Consider the following 18648-nt stretch of genomic DNA (forward strand, 5'->3'; position numbering starts at 1 on the left):
GTGAGGTTGGGCCCGACCTCGCGGGCGCACATCATGGTTGAGGCATAAAGTGGTATCGAAAATATGTCGGTTCGCCGACACGCGGGCAGGCGATGGCCCTCGCACGAAAAGCCGCGGCCTCCTTTCGGGAGCCGCGGCTAAGGATACGTCGTATATTCCGGCGTCAGGCCGCCCGCGAGAGCGGCGCCGCCACCTCTTCTTCGATAAACGCGCCGTGCAGCGCCTTGATCACCGGTTGCAGGCTTTCCCGCTCGACGATGAACTGCACGTCCACGTTGCGCGGCCCTTGGCTCGCGCCGATCGCCGTCTCGCCAGCCTCTGCGATGGCCACGAGGCCCCGCTGCAACACCGAGAGACCGTTCAGATCGCGCCCGATGACCGAGGCCATGGACAGCGTGCGGGTGGTGATCTCGGCGGTGGGGTAAATCTCGGCCAGATCCTTCTCCACCCGGCGCATCGTTTTCAGCGAAGCGTCCAGATAATGGGTGATCGTATTGGCGTTCGAGACCTTCGAGACAATCCGCACGTTATGCCGTGTCAGCACGTCGAGGATCGCGGTGTCATAGCCTTTGACGCCGACCATGTCCTGCTCGAACAGTTCAAGCGTAACGATGTCGAGACCGGTCACGATCTCCACCGCGGGCGCCTCGGCCTGACGGTCGTCGATCAGCGTGCCGGGGTCTTCGGGCTCGAAAGCATTGGTCACGCGCAGCGGCACGTCGGCTTGGCGCAGGGTCTTGGCCGCCTTGGGGTGGATCGCCTCCATCCCCATGTTCGACAGCTGATCCGCCACGTCGTAGTTGGTGCGGCCGATCTTCTTGACGGCCTCTTCGCCGACCAGTTTCGGGTCGCAGGACGACAGGTGAAATTCCTTGTGAATGATCGCCTCCCGCGCGCCGGTGAGGGCGGCGAGCTTGGAGAAGGTCACCTCGGAATAGCCGCGGTCGAACTCGCGCATCAGGCCTTCGGCGCATTGCGCGTAGCCTGTGACGATGGGCATTTCCGTATGAGGGTCGATGCCCTCCATCGCCTGCGCGATGCGCTCGTCGAGGGTCACGTTGCCCTCGTCGCGCCACCCCGAGAGGTCGACGAAACGGGCGTTCACGCCAGCGCGCTGCAGCAGGATCGTGGTGACGAAGGCGGAATGCGCCTCGCCCAGACCGGACAGTAGCTCGCGAATTTGCAACATGTGTTCCGACAGGCGGAAGTGGCCATAGGCGCAAAGGCGTTGCAGGTCGATCAGGCAGTTGCGGGCACCATGGGTGCGCTCGGAGACAAAGGCGTCGGCCTGTTCGATGTCGCCGGGATGCTCCAGCACCTCGCGGTGCACGCGCTGCATCTCGGCCGAGACGCGGGTCAGCGCCTCGTGCCAGCCGTGATCGTTGCTGGCATTGGCCAAATGGGCGTAAACGCCCGGCTCGCCGGATTTCTTATGCTCCAGCAACAGGTTCGTGATCCCGCCAAAGGCGGAGACCACGAAGACGCGCCCATAGATGTCCGCGCCCTTACGGTTACCGACAAAGAGCGTATCTTTGAGTTGGTTCACGCGGGACATGGACGTCCCGCCGATTTTTTCGACAGTGTGGGACGGTTGAGTCATAAAACTTAAGCGACCTCCTCGGCAGGCGCATAGGAACCATCTTCGCGGTGCACTTCGTTGCCGGTGACCGGCGGGTTGAAGCAGCACGCCATGTGCAGTTCTTCCTCTGCGCGCAGGGTGTGTTTGTCGTTCAGGTTCAGGGCGTACATCACGCCGGGGGTGATCTCATGCGTCTCGCCGGTGGCAAGATCGGTGATCGAGCCTTTGCCCTTCATGCAATAGACGCTCTCGAAGTGATGCTTGTAGTGGAACGTGTGTTCCGACCCGGCCTCAAGCACGGTGATGTGGAAGGAAAACCCCATCCCGTCATCGGCCAGAAGCATCCGTGTGGAGGTCCATTTCGCATCCGCCACGTGACGGTCTGTGCCCTGAAGTTTGTTAAAATCGCGTACAATCATCGGTATTACTCCGCTGCCAGTTTCATATTGCCCGTCACATCGCGGGTCGCTTGAAGAAGGATATCAAAGCCTTCGCGCATAACCTTCTCCGGCGTGGTGAGCGGGGCAAGATATTTTACGATCTCGTCGTTCGCGCCCGATGTTTCGATCACGAGGCCCAATTCATAGGCACGCGCGCAGATGGCACCGGCCAGTTCGCCCGAGCCGACATCGACGCCCTGCATCAGACCGCGGCCTTTGAGCGTGGCGCCGTCGACCAGATCGGCCACATCCTTGAGCGCAGTGGTCAGCAGCACGGCTTTCTCGGCCAGCGACTTTTCGAAGGTGTCATCAGACCAGAACTTTTCGATCGCGACGCGGGCGGTGACGAAAGCATGGGTGTTGCCGCGGAAGGTGCCGTTATGCTCGGCGGGCTTCCAGATGTCATGCTCAGGCGCGATCAGCAGAGCCGCGAAGGGTAGGCCGAAACCGGAAAGCGATTTCGCTTGGGTGATCATGTCAGGCTTGATGCCGGATGCTTCGAACGAGAAGAAGCTGCCCGAACGGCCACAGCCGGCCTGAATGTCGTCGATGATCAGCAGCGCGCCGTGTTTGCGGGCGATCTTCTCGATGCCCTGCATCCATGCGTCGGAGGCCGCGTTCAGACCGCCTTCGCCCTGGATCGGCTCAAAGATAAAGGCCGCAGGGGCGTCGATGCCCGAAGACGGGTTCGACAGCATTGCGTCGATCATCTCCAGCGTGTCGACGTTTTCGCCCAGCGAACCCTCAAACGGCATATGGGTCACATCCGCCAGCGATCCACCGCCCGCGCCGCCGCGCTTGCCTTTGTTGCCAGTCAGCGCCAGCGCGCCCATGGTCATGCCGTGAAAACCGTTGGTGAAGGAGATCACGTTGGTGCGGCCTGTTACCTTGCGCGCCAGCTTGATCGCGGCTTCGACGGCATTGGTGCCGGTCGGGCCGGTCATCATGACCTTATAGTCCATGCCGCGCGGCTTGAGGATTTTCTCCTCATAGGCTTCGAGGAAGGCCGCCTTAGTCTCGCTATGAAAATCGAGGCCGTGAGCGATGCCATCCGCGGTGATATGCTCCACCAGCGCCTGTTTCATGTCCGGGTCGTTGTGCCCGTAGTTCAACGAAGAGCAGCCGGCGAGAAAGTCGATGTAGCGGTTGCCCTCACTATCGAACATTTCCGAGCCGCTGGCGCGGGTGAAAACGGCGTTCATACCGCGGCAGTAGGAGCGGGCTTCGCTCTCGCGGCGGGTAAAGATCGTTGTGTTCTGTGCCATGTCCTTAGGCATAGGAATTCCTTTCTCTTCTAGAGAGGCTGTCGTGTGAATTGTCAGCTGCGGATTACGCGGCGCGTTTGAGCGCGGCAGTCTCGGGCAGCGTGATCGTCACCATATGTTCGGTGTCATGTGCGCCCTCGAAATGGGCGTCTTTGGTAAAGTGGGGCGCATCGGAAAGATCGCCGCCGATGTGGTTCGCAAAGCTGCGGAACAGCCCCCAAGAGGCGTCGTTGTCGCGGGTGATCGTGGTCTTGAGGGTCTTAGCATCCTCGGTCTCATCCCGGTTCACCAGTTCCATCAGCATGGTTTTACCCAGACCAAGGCCACGGGCCTTGGGGCTGACGGCGACCTGCCAGACAAAGAAAGCATCTTGGGCAGGGATCATATGGCCGGAGATCCAGCCCACGATATCCCCGTCCAACTCGGCCACCACGCAGGTGTCGCGGAAGTGGTCGGCTTGGATCAGGTTCGCATAGAGCGAGTTTTCGTCGAGCGGCTTACAGTCGCGAATCAACCGCCAGATGGTGGCTCCGTCCTCGGCATTGGGCTTGCGCAGCTTGGGTGTGCGGGCTTTTTTCATGTCGAGTTTATTCTGCATCCGTTCGTGGCTCCCTAATTGTTTCGATAGGCTAAATAAGTCATGCGCGGTAATACTTCAACAATCAAAGCAAATTACTTCAAAATGCGCTTATAGCGTGCTTTAAGCGCCATAGAACTGTGCATATTTGTTTCGTTTTCCGAACGAAATTAGGCGGCTTCGCTTAGCTACGCTAAGCGATCAGGCGGGTTTTGAGCGATTGCTGAGAATGCCGCCAATGTGCAATGATGCACCATGACGCAGAAACATCCCGACCGGGTCGACGAAAGTCTGATCGCTTTGCGCCGCATTTTGCGGGCCACCGAACTCTATGCGCGCGATCTGGCGCAGGCCGCGGGGGTGACCCCTGCGCAGCTGCGCGTTTTGCAGATCGTGGGAGAGAAGAAAGACCCGACGGCCAAGACCCTCGCCAATCAGATGGGGGTGAGCCAAGCCACCGTGACCGCTTTGGTCGACAAGCTGGTGGCGCGCAGCTTGGTCTCGCGCCAGCCCTCGGCGCAGGACCGTCGGCAGACCAACATCACCTTGACCGCCCAAGGCGAGGATGTGTTGGAAGAAGCTCCCGATGCGCTGCAACAGCGCTACGTCCGCGCCTTTGCGGATCTCGCCGATTGGGAGCAGGCGCAGCTGGTGTCGTCGTTGGAGCGTGTGGCGGCAATGCTGAACGTGGACAGTCTGGATGCCGCGCCGGTTCTCGCGACGGGGGAATTGCGGACAAGCAAGAAGACCTATTGAACGCGGTCCCAGACCTCGGCGGCCAAACCCTTTTGCAAATCGCGCCTTTTCTTATATAGAGACCCATCCCTAGCCAGTGAGTCTTTGAAATGTCCGCTTCCGCGCCCATCACCCAAGACGTGATGACCCTTCCCCGTAAGCTGCCCGAAGGGCCGATCAACCTTGTCGGCCTGACCCGCGACGCCATGCGCGACGCGCTGATCGCCCATGGCACGCCCGAGAAACAAGCGAAGATGCGTGTGGGGCAGATTTGGCAGTGGATCTACCAGTGGGGCGTGCGGGATTTCGACGCGATGACCAACCTCGCCAAGGGCTACCGCGCTCAATTGGCTGAGAAATTCGTGATCGAAGTGCCCGAGGTGGTGACCCGCGCGGTCAGCGAGGATGGCACCCGCAAATACCTCGTGCGGATCGCGGGCGGTCATGAGGTTGAGGTGGTCTATATCCCCGAAGAGGGGCGCGGCACGCTTTGTGTCTCTAGCCAAGTGGGCTGCACGCTGACTTGCTCGTTCTGCCACACCGGCACCCAGAAGCTGGTCCGCAACCTCACGGCGGGCGAGATCATCGGTCAGGTCATGGTGGCGCGTGACGATCTGGGCGAATGGCCTGAAATCGGCGCGCCAAAGGATGAAACCCGGCTTTTGAGCAATATCGTGCTTATGGGCATGGGCGAGCCGCTGTATAATTTTGAGAACGTGCGCGATGCGATGAAGATCGCGATGGACCCCGAAGGTATCCAGCTCTCGCGCCGCCGCATCACGCTGTCGACTTCCGGCGTCGTGCCCGAGATTCACCGCACCGCCGCTGAGATCGGCTGCCAGTTGGCCGTGTCCTTCCACGCCACCACCGACGAGGTGCGCAACAAGCTGGTGCCGATCAACAAGCGTTGGAACATTGAGGCGCTGCTGGAGGCGCTCAAAGCCTATCCCAAGGTCAGCAATTCCGAGCGGATCACTTTTGAATACGTGATGCTGAAGGACGTGAACGACAGCGACGAGGACGCGCATCGTCTGGTCAAGCTGATTGAGGGCATCCCGGCCAAGATCAACCTCATTCCCTTCAACGAATGGCCCGGCTCGCCCTATGAGCGGTCGTCGAACAACCGCATCCGGGCTTTCGCCAACATCATCTATCAGGCCGGCTATGCCTCACCCATCCGCACCCCGCGCGGCGAAGATATCATGGCGGCCTGCGGTCAGCTCAAGTCAGCGACCGAGCGCGCGCGCAAGTCGCGCAAACAGATCGAAGCGGACGCGGGTCTGGGCGGTTAAGCCAGCCCCGCGCGGTCCCGCGAAAGCGCTTCTTCAGTAACACCCTCGGCGGCGATGTCGCCGGGGATTTCCGCGCCTCGCACCATTGCCGCCGCGGCCCGCGCCAGCGCCGGGGCGGTCTGGATGCCATAGCCGCCCTGACCTGCGAGCCAGAAGAACCCTTCCCCCTCGGGATCATACCCCGCCACCGGATCGCCATCGGGCAAAAAGCTGCGCAGCCCGGCCCAGCGGCTTTCGATGCGCGGACGTTCAAGGTCGAAGGCGGTTTCGATCCGGTCGATGCAGATCGCGATATCCAGTTCCTCGGGCTGTGCGTCGCAGGGGGGTGAGGGCGTGGCATCGGCGGGAGAGATCAGCAGTTTACCTGCATCGGCCTTGAGGTAGAATTGCTCGTCAATATCCACCACCATCGGCCAACGGTCCGGCACCATGCCCTCGGGCGGGGCCACCGTCAGCGCCGTTCGGCGTTTCGGGGTGAGGCCCGCAGGCTTTAACCCGGCCAGCGTGGCGATTTCATCCGCCCAAGCCCCTGCGGCATTGACGATCACCGGCGCGTGGAAGGTGCCTTGGTTCGTGTCGACCTGCCAGTCACCCTCTTTGCGAAGCGCCTGCACCTCGGCCTTGGTTTGCAAAACGCCGCCCGCCACGCGGAAGGTCTTGAGGTAATGTTGATGCAGCCCGTTCACGTCGATATCCGCCGCCGAAGCGTCCCGCAGCCCGCCGGTGGCATAGCCTTTGCGCAGCAGCGGCACGAGCGTAGCCACCTCGGCCCCGCTCAGCGGGGTGACATGGGGGCCCAACTCCTCAGCAGTGCGGGCGAGCGATGTCTGCTGGTCCTGCCGCGCGACGAAGACCGCGCCGCGGGGTTCCAGCAGCAGATGCGCCAGATGCGGGCTGGCAGGGTCGTGAAAGAAAGCGGCAGAGGCACGGGAGAGGGCGCGGATCACCTCAGGCCCATAGGTCACCGTAAACAGCGCGGCAGAGCGGCCCGTGGTGTGATAGCCCGGCTGGCTTTCGCGCTCCAGCAGCAGCACCCGGCGGTCGCTGGACAGTTCAGCGGCGACAGAGGCGCCCGCAATGCCCGCACCGATCACGATGCAATCGAAACCTGTCGTTGAATTGTTCATACTCTGCCCTCTCTGCGCAGAGGCTAGCACCGCCCGCGGCGGGGCAAAAGGGCCGAAGCGCGGTCCGCCTCTGCCCCTGCGGGCAATCGTATAAATCCGCCATATTGTTGCAATTGCATGAAATTTTCGCCCGGCGCGGTAAAGCCGTTGACCGAACGCCCCGCCCGGCGCAGTCTGTCACAAAGGGCGCATGCGGTGATGCCGAACGCGCCCCGACCCACAGGAGTGCTGCCCCATGTCCGAACCGACCCTTTCCAGAACCCTTCCCGCGCTGACGCTGGCCTTTGGCCTGATGGCCTCGGCTTCCGCCGCTGCCGAGCTTGTCATCGGCATGCAGCAGGAGCCCACGTCGCTCGATCCCACGGCGGATGCCACCGCCTCCATCGACAGCATGATGACGCAGAACGTCTTCGAATCGCTGACCATCGTGGCCGAGAACGGGGAAGTGCAACCCAATCTCGCGACGTCTTGGGAGGTGTCGGAAGACGGGCTGACCTATACCTTCACACTGGCCGAAGGCGTGGCCTTCCACGACGGCAGCACGCTCGACGCCGACGATGTCGTCTATTCCTTCGACCGCGCCATGGGTGAAGACAGCGTGAACCCGTCGAAGGACATTTTCGAGCCGATCGAAAGCGTCAAGGCGGTCGATCCCCAGACGGTCGAGATCACGCTCAAGAACAAGGATGCCTTTTTCCTGTTCAACATGGGGCAGGGCGACAGCGCCATCGTGGCTTCGGAAAGCGTGGAGACCAACAACGCCAATCCGGTGGGCTCCGGCCCCTTCAAGTTCGACAGCTGGACCCGCGGCGACCGGCTGACGCTGGTCAAGAACCCCGATCACCGCGATGCGGCCGAGGTGGCGCTCGACAAGGTGGTGTTCCGCTTCATCTCTGACCCGGCCGCCGCCACTGCGGCGATGATGGCCGAAGAACTCGACGCTTTCCCCGGCTTCCCCGCGCCGGAACTGCTGCCGCAGTTCGAGGCCGACCCGCGCTTCCGCGTCAACGTCGGCTCGACCGAGGGCGAAGTGATCCTTGCCATGAACAACGCTAAGCCGCCTTTCGACAATGTCGAGGTGCGCCGCGCCGTGGCCACCGCCATCGACCGGGACGAGATCATCGAGGGCGCGATGTACGGCCAGGCCGTGCCGATCGGCAGCTTCTACCCGCCGCATGGCACCGCCTATGTCGACCTGACGGACGCCTATCCGCATGACAGCACCAAGGCCGAGGAGATGTTCGAGGCGGCGGGGGTTGCGGGGGCCACCATGACCCTGCGCGTGCCGCCGTTCCCTTACGCCACTCGCTCGGCCGAAATCATCCAGAACCAGCTGTCGGAGGCCGGGATCGACGCCAAGGTCGAGAATGTCGAATGGGGCTTCTGGATCGATGAGGTCTACAAGAAGAAGAACTACGACATGACCATCATCGCCCACACCAGCCCCAACGACATGGGCAATTTCGCCCGCGGCCCGGATTATTTCTACGGCTACGACAATGCCGAGATGACCGCCCTGTGGGAGAAGATCCAAACTGAGGTCGACGCCGAGGCGCGCAATGAACTGCTCAAGCAGGGCCAGCAGATGCTGTCCGACCAGTCGGTGCATGGCTTTCTGTTCCAACTGCCTCTCTTGGGCGTCTTCCGCCAGGAGGTCGAAGGCTACTGGTCTTCCTCGCCCGTGCTCTACATGCCGCTGAAGAACGTGAGCATCGCTAACTGACCTGAAACGGCCGTGGTGCCCCCGGGCGCCGCGGCTCTTGGACCTGACTTCGTGGCCTATTTTCTTTTCCGCCGCACGCTCGGTTTCGTGCTGACCCTGCTCGCCGTATCGCTCGTCGTCTTTGCCGTGATGAACGTGCTGCCGGGCGATCCGGCGTTGACCATCCTTGGCATGGACGCCAGCGAGGATGCCATCGCGGCGCTGCGCGAACAGCTGGGGCTGAACGAGCCGCTGGTGACCCGCTATGTTTCGTGGGTCTGGAACGCGCTGCAGGGTGACTTCGGCCTCAGTCATTCGTTTCGCGTGCCGGTATCGGAACTCATTGCCGAACGCCTGCCGATGACGATCTCCCTCGCCGTCGCGGGGATGCTGGTGACGCTGGTGCTGGCGCTGGGCCTTGGCATCACGGCGGCGGCGCAGCATGGGCGCGCTGGCGACTGGGGGGTGATGTTTCTCAGCCAGCTCGGCATCGCCGTGCCCGCCTTCTGGCTGTCGATCCTGCTCGTTATGCTCTTTGCCGTGAAGCTGCGCTGGTTGCCGCCAGGCGGCTTTGCGGGCTGGGACGATCCGGCGGCGGCGCTGCGGTCGCTCATCCTGCCCACGGTGGCGCTGGCGCTGGTGCAATCGGCGGTGCTGGCGCGGGTCACGCGCTCTTCGGCGCTGGAGGTGATGCGGCAGGATTTCGTGCGCACCGCGCGCGCCAGTGGCCTCTCGCGGCGGCGGGTGCTCTGGCGGCACGTGCTGCCCAATGCGCTGGTGCCCATCGTGACCATCGTCGGCATGCAGTTCGCCGCCCTAGTGACCGGCACAATCGTGATCGAGAACGTCTTCTACCTGCCGGGGCTGGGGCGGCTGATCTTTCAGTCCATCGCCAACCGCGACCTGCCCACGGTGCAAGCGCTGGTGATGCTGTTCGCCGCTATCGTGGTGACGGCGAATTTCGTGGTCGATCTGCTCTACGTCGTCATCGACCCCCGGCTGAAGGCGCGGGCATGAAGCGGCTTCCGGCGAACTTCCTGCTGGGTGCGCTGCTGGTGAGCCTCGTCGTCGGGGTGGCGGCGCTGTCGCTCGTCTGGACCCCGCATGACCCGCAGGCGATGTCGATCTCCACCAAGTTCGCCCCACCGTCTACGGAGCATTGGCTGGGCACCGATCAGTTGGGCCGCGACGTGGTGGCCCAATTGATGGCGGCGGCGCGCAACTCGATGACCGTGGCGCTGGTGGCGGTGCTCTTGGGCGGCAGCATCGGCGTGGGGCTGGGGCTTCTGGCCTCCGCGCTTGGCGGCTGGGTCGAGGATGCGGTGATGCGGCTCGCCGACTTGGGCTTTGCCTTTCCAGCGCTGTTGTTCGCGATCATGCTGGCGGCGGTCTTCGGGCCGTCGCTGACCAACGCGGTACTGGCGATCTCCTTCATCAACATTCCCATTTTCGCCCGCGTCACCCGCGCTTCGGCGAACCAGATCTGGACGCGCGATTATGTCGCCGCCGCGCGGGCCGCCGGGCGCGGGCGCTTCGCGATCAGTCGGGATCACATCCTTCCCAACATCGCCGCGGCGGTGATCGTGCAGGCCACCATCGAGTTCGCCGTGGCGATCCTCGCCGAAGCGGCGCTGAGCTATCTCGGCCTCGGCGCGCAGCCGCCCGCGTCGAGCTGGGGGCGGATGCTGTCGGAGGCGCAGACGCTGATGTACCTCGCCCCGCAACTGGCGATCTATCCGGGGCTGTGCATCGTGGTGGCCGTGCTGGGCTTTGGCCTGCTGGGCGACGGGCTGCGCGATATCACCGATCCCCGACTGGTGCGCGCGCGATGATTGAGCTTAGCAATCTTTCGATCCATTTCGGCACTGCCGCCGCCCTGCGCGACGCCAATCTGGTGATCGAGCGCGGCGACCGTTTGGGAGTTGTGGGCGAAAGCGGTTCGGGCAAGACGCTGCTGGCGCTCTGTCTGATGGGCATGGCCCCCGAAAGCGCGCGGTTGACCGGACAGCTACGCATCGACGGGCAGGACATGGCCACCGCGTCTGAGCGCGATTGGCAGAGGCTGCGCAGCCGCCGCGTGGCGATGGTGTTTCAGGAACCGATGGCGGCGCTCAATCCGCTGCGTCGGGTGGGCCACACGGTGATGGAGCCGATGTTGCTGCATGACGGGCTGACACGCAGCGCTGCCCGTGCCCGCGCCCTGAGCCTGTTCGAAGAGGTGGGCATTCCCGATCCCGACCGTCGCCTGCGGCAGTTCCCGCATAAGATGTCCGGCGGCCAACGCCAGCGGGTGCTGATCGCGCTGGCGCTGGCCTGCAACCCGATGCTGCTGATCGCCGATGAGCCGACAACCGCGCTCGACGCCAATGTGGCGCTGCGGATCACCGACCTGCTGCAACGGCTCGCGCGGGAGCGGCAGATGGCGCTGGTTTTCATCAGCCATGACCTCGCCGCCGTGGCGCGGGCGACCGAAGATATCGTGGTGATGTATGCGGGCGATATGGTCGAGCAGGGCCGCACGGCAGAGGTGCTGGGCACACCTGCGCATCCCTATACCAAGGGGCTCTTGGGCGCGCGGCCTGATCCGGGCGTGGCGGGGCGGGATGCCCAAGGAAAACGGCGCAGGCTGCCGACCATCCCGGGCGCGGTTCCGCCGCTGCATGGGCTGCCGCAGGGCTGCCGTTTTGCGGGGCGCTGCCCGGTGGAGCTGCCTCATTGCGCTGCGCAGCGCCCAGACTTTGTGCAGACCGACGCGGGGCGTGCCGCCGCCTGTTACCTGCTGACGGAGGGGCGCCATGACTGACGCGCCGCTTTTAGAGGTCCGCAACCTGACCCGCCGCTACAAACTGTCGCGCCAAAGTCTGCTGCGTGCGCCGCCAGTGCTGACGGCTTTGGAAAACGCCTCCTTTTCGCTGCACGCAGGCGAGACCTTGGGCGTGGTCGGGGAAAGCGGTTCGGGCAAATCTACTCTGGCGCGGCTGATCATGGCGTTCGAGCGACCGGACGCGGGCGCGGTGCTGTTTCGGGGGCGCGATCTGCATGGGCTCGGGGGGCAAGAACTGCGCAGCCTGCGGCGCGATTTTCAGATGGTGTTCCAAGACCCTTTCGGCTCGCTCAACCCGCGCCGCCGTATCGGCTGGTCCATCGCTGAACCGCTGCGCGCCATTGGCGAGACGGAGAATATCCCTCACCGCGTCGCCGAAGCCTTGGAGCAGGTCGGGCTGCATTCCGCCGACGCTGGCAAATACCCGCATGAGTTCTCGGGCGGGCAGCGGCAACGCATCGCCATCGCGCGGGCCATCGTCACTCGCCCCGCGTTGTTGGTCGCGGACGAGGCGGTCTCGGCCCTCGATGTCTCGGTGCAGGCGCAGATTCTGAACCTTCTGATGGACCTGCAGGATGATCTGGGCCTCGGCATGGTGTTTATCAGCCATGACCTTGCGGTGGTCGGCTCGATCTGTGACCGGGTGCTGGTGCTGCAGCAGGGCAAGACGCTGGAAAGCGGTGCGGCGGTTGATGTGTTGCGCGCACCTAAGCACCCTTATACGAAAACCCTGCTGACAGCCGCAGGAGTACGCCCATGACCCGTTTCGTCCACCTGACCGACCTGCATATCTCGCATCCCGATCTGAACGACCCGCATCTGCACAGCGACACGCCCGCCACCCTGCGCCGCGTGGTGGAGGTGATCAACGCGATGGAGCCCCAGCCCGATTTCGTGGTGGCCAGCGGCGATCTGACCAACCATGGTGACCAGCAAAGCTATGCCCTTGTGCGCGAGATCATGGAGCCGCTGAAAGCGCCGCTGGTCATGGCCCTAGGCAACCATGACAAACGCGACGGGTTCAACGCGGTCTTTGCGCCGGGGCTGGCCGATGCGCCCTATTTCCACGACGCGCCGCAGGGCGATCTGCATGTCATCACCTTGGACAGCAGCGTGCCGGGCAAGGTGGCCGGGGCGCTGGACGACGCGCAGTTCGAGTTTCTGGAAGCCGCGCTTGAGCGTCATGGCGATCTGGCGAAACTCTTGGTGATCCACCACCCGCCGCGCATTGATCCCGCGGCCCTCGCATGGGGCAGTCTGGACGCAGCGAGCAGTGCGCGTTTGGCCGAGATGTTGAAGGGGCAGCGCGTGGCGGGCATCCTCTCGGGCCATGTGCATGTGAACCGGGTGAGCCATTGGCACGGCATTCCGGTGGTCATTTCCAACGGGCTGCATTCCACCATCGACCTGACCGAAACCCGCGACTTGCGTATCGTGGAGGGCACTGGATTCGGCCTTTGCGAATGGCATCCCAGCGGCTTGAGCGTTTCCTTTGCTCCGCTTGACCCGACGGCGTCTGAATTGGCGCGGATCGACCGGGCGCAGCTAAAATCCTTTGAGTAGAATGACATCCACCCCCACTGGCCGCAGCCTCGCGCCCTGCGCCGCGGTGCAGTAAAAAAATTATTGTTGACCCTCAACCTTTTTAATTTCACACAGCGAGACATGAAAAGGCTATACCCGGCATGAGATCGGGCCGCTGTTCACGGGGAGGGTGAATTTGCTGACTGCCAATGGCGACAGTGTATCGACGCTTGGCGCACGCATGCGCAAGCAGCGTCATCGTATGTCCCTGACTCTACAGCAGTTGGGCGAAGCCTCCGGCGTGTCCGTGGGCTATCTCAGCCAAGTCGAACGGGGCCGGGCCACGCCGTCACTGGGCACCCTGTCGCAGATCGCCGTGGCGCTTCAGGTCGATGTCAGTTTTTTCATCCATACGCCCAAGACCCAAGACAGCCTGACCCGTGCCGCCGAGCGTCCGCGCTTTGCCGTTTCGGGCTCATCCATCGAATATGAAAAGATCGGTGCGGATTTCCCGGGCCATGAGCTGTCCTCCTACATCATGAACGTGCCGCCGGGCTATGCCTCGGAAGAGGTCGTCCATGAGGGGGAAGAGGTGATCTATATCCTTGAAGGAGAGATCGCGCAGGTCGTCGATGGGGGGGAGCATATTATGCGGCCCGGCGACAGCCTGCATTACCTCGGCAGCAGCCCGCATTCGTGGTCCAACAAGACCGACAAACCCGCCCGCGTGCTTTGGGTGGGGCGGATGCAATATGAACAGGCCGCTGGCGCCAATAGAATACGTCCGAATGAAGGGGCAGTCGCCACCGCATTCGCGTCGTCTCGCCCGTAAGGGCGTATCACCTGCGGCGGATACCCCGCTGCCAAGAAACAAACCAACCAGGAGAGAGAATATTATGTCTTTTACAACGAAATTGGCCACCGGTGCCATGCTGGCGGCCCTTGGGGCCTCGGCGGTATCGGCCCAATCGCTGGTCTATTGCTCCGAAGGCTCGCCCGAGGGTTTTGACCCCGCGCTGTACACAGCCGGCACCACATTCGACGCCTCCAGCCACCCGATCTACAACCGTCTGGCCGAGTTCAAAGTCGGCACGACCGAAGTCGTGCCCGCGCTGGCCGAAAGCTGGGAAGTCAGCGAAGACGGGATGACCGTGACCTTCAAGCTGCGCAAAGGTGTGAAATTCCACTCCAACGACCAGTTCACGCCGACACGCGATTTCAACGCCGACGACGTGATCTTCAGCTTTGACCGTCAGGGCAACGAAGAGAACCCCTATCACACCGTCTCCGGCGGCACATGGGAATACTACGGCGGCATGTCCATGCCCGACCTGATCGAAAGCATCGAGAAGGTCGACGATTACACCGTGGCGTTCAACCTGACCCGTCCCGAAGCGCCCTTCATCGCGAACATGGCGATGGACTTTGCTTCGATCGTGTCCAAGGAATATGCCGACGCGATGATGGAAGCCGGCACGCCGGAAATGGTGAACCAAGCGCCCATCGGCACTGGCCCGTTCAAGTTCCAAGCCTACCAGAAAGACGCTGTCATCCGTTACCTGCGTAACGACGACTACTGGGGCGATGCGGCCAAAGTCGAAAGCCTGATCTTCGCGATCACGCCCGATGCTTCCGTGCGCTATCAGAAGGTGCAGGCGGGTGAGTGCCACGTCATGGCATATCCGAACCCGGCCGATGTTCAGGCGATGAAAGACGCCGAAGACATCGTCGTGATGGAGCAAGAAGGTCTGAACGTGGGCTATCTGGCCTATAACACGCAGGTCGCGCCCTTCGACAACGCCAAGGTCCGCAAGGCCCTGAACATGGCGATCGACAAACAGGCGATCATCGACGTGGTGTTCCAAGGTTCCGGCGAAATCGCCAAGAACCCGCTGCCGCCGACCATGTGGTCCTACAACGACGCCATCGAAGACGACAACTATGACCCCGAGGCCGCCAAGGCGATGCTCGAGGAAGAAGGTGTCAGCGATCTGTCCATGAAGATCTGGGCGATGCCGGTTCAGCGTCCCTACAACCCCAATGCCCGCCGTATGGCCGAACTGATGCAGGAAGACTTCTCCAAAGTTGGCGTCGATGTCGAAATCGTCTCCTACGAATGGGGTGAGTACCTTGAGCGTTCCAAGTCCAAGGACCGTGACGGTGCCGTTCTGCTGGGTTGGACCGGCGACAACGGTGACCCAGACAACTTCCTCGCGGTTCTGCTGGGCTGTGACGGTGTCGAGAAATCCAACCGCGCCCAGTGGTGCAACGAGGAATTCGACGCGCTGATCCAGAAAGCCAAGGTTCTGCCGACCCAAGAAGAGCGTGCGCCGCTTTACGAAGAAGCGCAGGAAATCTTTAAGGACCAAGCACCTTGGGCCACCATCGCGCATTCGGTCGTCTACATGACCATGCGCCCCGAGGTTGAGAACTATGTCGTGCACCCGCTGGGGGGCCACATCTTCAACCAAGTTGGCCTGAAGCAGTAACACTCCCGCTTTGACCAAAGGGGGCGGCATCCTGTGCCGTCCCCATTTTATTAACCTTGCCAGCCCGAAAGCCAGCCCATGTCCCCTTCGCTGAATGATCGCCTGTCGGCCTATGCCGATATCGCCGCTGACCTATCGGTCGATGCCGTGGCGCTGGTGCCCGGCCCGAATTTCACCCGCGCCGTCGACCATGTCTTTATGAGCCACGAACGCCCCTTCGTTCTGGTGATCCCCGCCCGCGGCCCCGCCGCCGCCTTGGTGCCGAACCTTGAGTTGGGCAGTTGGGAGTTGGTCGGTTTCGATGGGGCCGTTTTCGATTGGCGCGACCAGACGGGCTATGACGATGCCTTTGCCGCGCTGATGCAACATTTGAACATCACCTCGCTCGCCGTTGAAGGCCAAGTGATGCGCGTCTTTGTGCATCACGCGCTGCAGAAAGCGCAGCCCGATCTGCGGATCATCGACGCCGAGCGCGAGATCTCCGCCCCCCGCATGATCAAGACCGAGGCCGAGGTCGCGGCGCTGCAAAAAGCCATCGACATTTCCGAACGCGCCCTGCGCGCCACGCTGGATAGCGTGAAGCTCGGCCAGACCGAGAAAGAGATCGAGCAGAAGCTGGTGCAGATGGTCTTTGCCGAAGGGGCCGACGATCTGTCCTTCGCCCCCATCGTGGCCGCCGGTGACGGCTCGGCCCGCCCGCATGCCAAAGCGCGTGAGGATTACCACGTCAAAGCGGGCGATGCGCTGCTGATCGACTTCGGCGCGCGGAAGGACGGCTTTGCCGCCGACATCACCCGCACCGTTTTCCCTACCCATGTCAGCGACGAGGGGCGCGCGGTGTACGACACTGTGCTGCGCGCCAACCTTGCCGGGCTGGAGGCGACCCGCGCAGGCGTCACCGCGCATGAGATCGACGATGTGGTGACCGGCGTGCTCGAAGCCTCTCCTTTTGCCGACCGCATCCGCACCAAGACCGGCCACGGTCTGGGCCGCGATGTGCATGAAGCGCCTTATATCATGCGCGGCAACCACATGACTTTACCCGCCGGAACGGTGTACACCAACGAACCCGGCCTCTATGAGATCGGCAACTTTGGGGTGCGCATCGAAGATGACGTGCTGATCACCGAAGATGGCTACAAATCCCTGACCAACTTTCCGAAGGAACTGATGGTGCTCCCGTGCTGAAATATGTCTTGTCGCGCCTTGCGACCTTCATCCCCACCTTTATCGGCGTCACGCTGATATCATTCGCCTTCATCCGCTTGCTGCCCGGCGACCCGATCGTCGTCATGGCCGGTGAGCGCGGCATTTCCGAAGAACGCTATCTCGAACTGCAACAGCAGTTCGGCTTTGACCGGCCGATCTATGTGCAGTTCTGGGATTACTTCACCGGCGTGATACAGGGGGATTTGGGCACGTCCTTCGTGACCAAACGCCCGGTCTGGGATGAGTTCTTCTCGCTCTTCCCCGCCACGCTTGAGCTGTCGCTCTGCGCGATGATCTTCGCCGTGGCCTTGGGCCTGCCCGCAGGGGTGATCGCGGCGGTGAACCGGGGCAAGTTCTTTGACCGGGCGCTGATGTCGACCGCGCTGGTGGGCTATTCGATGCCGATTTTCTGGTGGGCTTTGCTGCTGATCATCGTCTTTTCGGGTAACTTGGGTTGGACGCCAGTCTCGGGCCGGATCGACCTGCTTTATTACTTCCCCAACGCAACCGGCTTCATGCTGATCGACAGCATCGTCTCGGGGCAGGACGGGGCGTTCCTCTCGGCGCTGCGGCACCTTCTGCTGCCGACCATCGTGCTGGGGACGATCCCGCTGGCGGTGATCGCGCGGCAGACCCGTTCGGCGATGCTTGAGGTTTTGGGCGAGGATTACATCCGCACCGCCCGCGCCAAGGGCATGTCGACGGGCCGGATCAACGGCATCCACGCCCTGCGCAACGCGCTTATCCCCGTCATCACCGTGATCGGCCTGTCGGTCGGCACGCTACTGGCGGGCGCCATCTTGACTGAGACGATCTTTAGCTGGCCGGGCATCGGCAAGTGGATGGTCGACAGCATCTTCCGCCGTGACTACCCGGTGGTTCAGGGTGGCCTTCTGCTCATCGCCGTCATGGTCATGGTCGTGAACCTCACCGTCGACATGCTCTACGGCATCATCAACCCGAAAATCAGGAAACGCTAATGGACGACGCACTCTCTGCCGAAGCCGAAATGGTGCACGACCGCCCCGGCCGCTTGCGCGAATTCTGGTTCTATTTCCGTGAAAACCGCGGGGCCGTGATCGGCCTGTGGATCTTCGCCATCTTCGCCATCCTCGCGCTCTTCGGCCCGTGGATCGCGCCGCATGACGCGACCGAGCAGTTCCGCTCGGCCACCCTGCAACCGCCCGCGTGGCAAGAGGGGGGGACGTGGAACCACATCCTCGGCACCGATCCTCTGGGCCGGGACATGCTCTCGCGGCTGATCGTCGGCGCGCGCTATTCCTTCTTCGTGGGCATCGTGGTGGTGACCATCGCCGCCTCGGGCGGGATCATCATCGGTCTCATTTCGGGCTTCGCGCCCAAATGGGTCGATACGATCATCATGCGGATCATGGACATCATCCTCGCCTTCCCGTCGCTCTTGCTGGCGCTGGTGCTGGTGGCGATCCTTGGGCCGTCCCTCACCAACGCGATGATCGCCATCGCCATCGTGCTACAGCCGCATTACGTGCGCCTGACCCGCGCCAGCGTGATCTCCGAGCGGCAGAAGGACTATGTGACCTCGGCCCGCGTGGTGGGCGCCAGCACGCTGCGGCTGATGGTCGTGACCGTGCTGCCCAACTGCCTTGCGCCGATCATCGTGCAGGCCGCGCTGTCGTTTTCGACCGCGATTCTTGACGCCGCCGCCTTGGGCTTTTTGGGCATGGGCGCACAGCCGCCGACCCCTGAATGGGGCACCATGCTGGCCGAAGCGCGCGAGTTCATCCTGCGCGCATGGTGGGTCGTGACCTTCCCGGGCCTTGCGATCCTCGTCACCGTGCTGGCGATCAACCTCATGGGCGACGGTCTCCGTGACGCCCTCGATCCGAAACTGAAGCGGAGCTGA

The 18648-nt window shown here is 62.8% G+C and carries 18 protein-coding genes; 13 read left to right on the plus strand and 5 right to left on the minus strand.

The annotated features are described in order from the left end of the window. Nucleotides 1-163 precede the first annotated feature (163 nt). Genes ACGYKA_RS08995 through ectA form a run of 4 tightly spaced genes read right to left on the minus strand, consistent with a single transcriptional unit; the run spans nucleotide 164 to nucleotide 3882 of the window. The gene (locus ACGYKA_RS08995; RefSeq protein ID WP_394411841.1) at nucleotides 164-1600 is read right to left on the minus strand and encodes an aspartate kinase; all 1437 of its coding nucleotides are present in this window, start codon (nucleotides 1598-1600) and stop codon (nucleotides 164-166) included. Nucleotides 1601-1605: 5 nt separating this feature from the next. Further along, nucleotides 1606-1998, minus strand: coding sequence for an ectoine synthase (locus ACGYKA_RS09000; protein WP_067261585.1), 393 nt, complete (start codon nucleotides 1996-1998; stop codon nucleotides 1606-1608). Between the two features lie 5 nt (nucleotides 1999-2003). After that, nucleotides 2004-3296 (minus strand): diaminobutyrate--2-oxoglutarate transaminase, encoded by a 1293-nt coding sequence (gene ectB, locus ACGYKA_RS09005; protein WP_394411844.1) that lies wholly within the window; start codon nucleotides 3294-3296, stop codon nucleotides 2004-2006. Between the two features lie 52 nt (nucleotides 3297-3348). Further along, a complete protein-coding gene (gene ectA, locus ACGYKA_RS09010) occupies nucleotides 3349-3882 on the minus strand; it encodes a diaminobutyrate acetyltransferase (protein WP_394438632.1) in 534 nt (177 codons plus the stop codon). Between the two features lie 234 nt (nucleotides 3883-4116). Between ectA and ACGYKA_RS09015 the strand changes: the two genes are divergently transcribed. Both ACGYKA_RS09015 and rlmN read left to right on the plus strand, forming a co-directional pair. Next, nucleotides 4117-4617 carry a MarR family winged helix-turn-helix transcriptional regulator gene (locus ACGYKA_RS09015; RefSeq protein WP_067261580.1) on the plus strand — a complete coding sequence of 167 codons (501 nt, stop codon included), beginning with the start codon at nucleotides 4117-4119 and terminating at the stop codon, nucleotides 4615-4617. Nucleotides 4618-4706: 89 nt separating this feature from the next. Further along, nucleotides 4707-5888, plus strand: coding sequence for a 23S rRNA (adenine(2503)-C(2))-methyltransferase RlmN (rlmN, locus tag ACGYKA_RS09020; RefSeq protein ID WP_271688565.1), 1182 nt, complete (start codon nucleotides 4707-4709; stop codon nucleotides 5886-5888). Here the strand turns inward: rlmN and ACGYKA_RS09025 are convergent. Next, entirely contained in the window at nucleotides 5885-7015 is a 1131-nt protein-coding gene (locus ACGYKA_RS09025; RefSeq protein WP_394411850.1) for an NAD(P)/FAD-dependent oxidoreductase, read from the minus strand. The genes rlmN and ACGYKA_RS09025 overlap by 4 nt on opposite strands. A gap of 235 nt (nucleotides 7016-7250) precedes the next feature. Between ACGYKA_RS09025 and ACGYKA_RS09030 the strand changes: the two genes are divergently transcribed. The 11 genes from ACGYKA_RS09030 (at nucleotide 7251) to ACGYKA_RS09080 (ending at nucleotide 18648) form a co-directional block, all read left to right on the plus strand. Beyond that, nucleotides 7251-8738 (plus strand): ABC transporter substrate-binding protein, encoded by a 1488-nt coding sequence (locus tag ACGYKA_RS09030; RefSeq protein ID WP_394411853.1) that lies wholly within the window; start codon nucleotides 7251-7253, stop codon nucleotides 8736-8738. A gap of 51 nt (nucleotides 8739-8789) precedes the next feature. Then, nucleotides 8790-9734, plus strand: a complete 945-nt coding sequence (locus ACGYKA_RS09035) for an ABC transporter permease (RefSeq protein ID WP_271688562.1) — start codon at nucleotides 8790-8792, stop codon at nucleotides 9732-9734. Beyond that, entirely contained in the window at nucleotides 9731-10549 is an 819-nt protein-coding gene (locus ACGYKA_RS09040; RefSeq protein WP_271688561.1) for an ABC transporter permease, read from the plus strand. The genes ACGYKA_RS09035 and ACGYKA_RS09040 overlap by 4 nt, the downstream gene beginning before the upstream one ends. Next, the gene (locus ACGYKA_RS09045; RefSeq protein ID WP_394411856.1) at nucleotides 10546-11520 is read left to right on the plus strand and encodes an ABC transporter ATP-binding protein; all 975 of its coding nucleotides are present in this window, start codon (nucleotides 10546-10548) and stop codon (nucleotides 11518-11520) included. Before ACGYKA_RS09040 ends, ACGYKA_RS09045 begins: the two co-directional genes overlap by 4 nt. Next, on the plus strand, nucleotides 11513-12301 hold the full coding sequence (locus ACGYKA_RS09050; protein ID WP_394411859.1) for an ATP-binding cassette domain-containing protein: 789 nt from the start codon (nucleotides 11513-11515) through the stop codon (nucleotides 12299-12301). Before ACGYKA_RS09045 ends, ACGYKA_RS09050 begins: the two co-directional genes overlap by 8 nt. After that, on the plus strand, nucleotides 12298-13104 hold the full coding sequence (locus tag ACGYKA_RS09055; RefSeq protein ID WP_394411862.1) for a metallophosphoesterase family protein: 807 nt from the start codon (nucleotides 12298-12300) through the stop codon (nucleotides 13102-13104). The genes ACGYKA_RS09050 and ACGYKA_RS09055 overlap by 4 nt, the downstream gene beginning before the upstream one ends. 202 nt (nucleotides 13105-13306) lie before the next feature. Then, nucleotides 13307-13897, plus strand: coding sequence for a helix-turn-helix domain-containing protein (locus tag ACGYKA_RS09060; RefSeq protein WP_394412365.1), 591 nt, complete (start codon nucleotides 13307-13309; stop codon nucleotides 13895-13897). A gap of 64 nt (nucleotides 13898-13961) precedes the next feature. Further along, entirely contained in the window at nucleotides 13962-15554 is a 1593-nt protein-coding gene (locus ACGYKA_RS09065; protein WP_067262570.1) for an ABC transporter substrate-binding protein, read from the plus strand. 78 nt (nucleotides 15555-15632) lie between these two features. Next, entirely contained in the window at nucleotides 15633-16742 is a 1110-nt protein-coding gene (locus ACGYKA_RS09070) for a M24 family metallopeptidase (protein ID WP_394438636.1), read from the plus strand. Beyond that, nucleotides 16736-17743 carry an ABC transporter permease subunit gene (locus tag ACGYKA_RS09075; protein ID WP_168612859.1) on the plus strand — a complete coding sequence of 336 codons (1008 nt, stop codon included), beginning with the start codon at nucleotides 16736-16738 and terminating at the stop codon, nucleotides 17741-17743. Before ACGYKA_RS09070 ends, ACGYKA_RS09075 begins: the two co-directional genes overlap by 7 nt. Then, entirely contained in the window at nucleotides 17743-18648 is a 906-nt protein-coding gene (locus ACGYKA_RS09080; RefSeq protein WP_271688552.1) for an ABC transporter permease subunit, read from the plus strand. Before ACGYKA_RS09075 ends, ACGYKA_RS09080 begins: the two co-directional genes overlap by 1 nt.

The organism is Sulfitobacter sp. 1A15106 (assembly GCF_043556995.1).
Classification (GTDB): Bacteria; Pseudomonadota; Alphaproteobacteria; order Rhodobacterales; family Rhodobacteraceae; genus Sulfitobacter; species Sulfitobacter faviae.

Coding starts and splice junctions, on each gene's coding strand:
- ACGYKA_RS09060 (WP_394412365.1), top strand. CDS start 13,307: ATGCGCAAGCAGCGTCATCGTATGTCCCTGACTCTACAGCAGTTGGGC.
- ACGYKA_RS09080 (WP_271688552.1), top strand. CDS start 17,743: ATGGACGACGCACTCTCTGCCGAAGCCGAAATGGTGCACGACCGCCCC.
- ACGYKA_RS09070 (WP_394438636.1), top strand. CDS start 15,633: ATGTCCCCTTCGCTGAATGATCGCCTGTCGGCCTATGCCGATATCGCC.
- rlmN (WP_271688565.1), top strand. CDS start 4,707: ATGTCCGCTTCCGCGCCCATCACCCAAGACGTGATGACCCTTCCCCGT.
- ACGYKA_RS09055 (WP_394411862.1), top strand. CDS start 12,298: ATGACCCGTTTCGTCCACCTGACCGACCTGCATATCTCGCATCCCGAT.
- ACGYKA_RS09030 (WP_394411853.1), top strand. CDS start 7,251: ATGTCCGAACCGACCCTTTCCAGAACCCTTCCCGCGCTGACGCTGGCC.
- ACGYKA_RS09000 (WP_067261585.1), bottom strand. CDS start 1,998: ATGATTGTACGCGATTTTAACAAACTTCAGGGCACAGACCGTCACGTG.
- ectB (WP_394411844.1), bottom strand. CDS start 3,296: ATGCCTAAGGACATGGCACAGAACACAACGATCTTTACCCGCCGCGAG.
- ACGYKA_RS09050 (WP_394411859.1), top strand. CDS start 11,513: ATGACTGACGCGCCGCTTTTAGAGGTCCGCAACCTGACCCGCCGCTAC.
- ACGYKA_RS09040 (WP_271688561.1), top strand. CDS start 9,731: ATGAAGCGGCTTCCGGCGAACTTCCTGCTGGGTGCGCTGCTGGTGAGC.
- ectA (WP_394438632.1), bottom strand. CDS start 3,882: ATGCAGAATAAACTCGACATGAAAAAAGCCCGCACACCCAAGCTGCGC.
- ACGYKA_RS09065 (WP_067262570.1), top strand. CDS start 13,962: ATGTCTTTTACAACGAAATTGGCCACCGGTGCCATGCTGGCGGCCCTT.
- ACGYKA_RS09015 (WP_067261580.1), top strand. CDS start 4,117: ATGACGCAGAAACATCCCGACCGGGTCGACGAAAGTCTGATCGCTTTG.
- ACGYKA_RS09025 (WP_394411850.1), bottom strand. CDS start 7,015: ATGAACAATTCAACGACAGGTTTCGATTGCATCGTGATCGGTGCGGGC.
- ACGYKA_RS08995 (WP_394411841.1), bottom strand. CDS start 1,600: ATGACTCAACCGTCCCACACTGTCGAAAAAATCGGCGGGACGTCCATG.
- ACGYKA_RS09045 (WP_394411856.1), top strand. CDS start 10,546: ATGATTGAGCTTAGCAATCTTTCGATCCATTTCGGCACTGCCGCCGCC.